General features: G+C 68.9%; 1 protein-coding gene. It reads right to left on the bottom strand.

Annotation, left to right across the window (positions count from 1 at the left end; translation table 11 throughout):
* Window positions 1-37: 37 nt before the first annotated feature.
* Window positions 38-570 (bottom strand): aldehyde dehydrogenase family protein (locus ACRYM2_RS23185; protein WP_432525062.1); only part of this gene is annotated, 533 nt, incomplete at its 5' end.

A 570-nucleotide genomic window follows, 5' to 3' on the forward strand; every position in this document is an offset into this window, starting at 1 on the left:
GCGCTCCCCGGCCGGGGAGCGCGCGGGTTCCCGGGTGTCAGGACTCGATGTTGGCCATCACGTGCTTGAGGCGGGTGTAGTCCTCCAACCCGTACACCGACAAGTCCTTGCCGTACCCCGACTGCTTGAACCCCCCGTGCGGCATCTCCGCCACCAACGGGATGTGCGCATTGATCCACACGCACCCGAAGTCCAACGCCGCCGACATCCGCATCGCCCGCCCGAAGTCCCTCGTCCACACGCTCGAAGCCAACCCGTACCGGGTGCCGTTGGCCCACCCCAGCGCCTGCTGCTCATCGGAGAAGCGCTGCACCGTGATCACCGGCCCGAACACCTCCTCCTGCACCACCTCATCGCCCTGACGCAGACCGGCCACCACCGTCGGCTGGTAGTAGAACCCCCGCGCCAGCTCACCCCCCACCCGCCCACCACCGGCAGCCAGACGCGCGTGATCAGGCAGACGATCCACGAACCCCGACACGTGCGCCAACTGCCGCGCACTGTTCACCGGCCCCACCGCGGAGTCCTCCTCGAAGGGCAACCCCACCTTCGTGCCCGCAGCCTGCTCGG

The sequence above is a fragment of the Kineococcus aridisoli genome, from assembly GCF_050871885.1.
Classification (GTDB): domain Bacteria; phylum Actinomycetota; class Actinomycetes; order Actinomycetales; family Kineococcaceae; genus Kineococcus.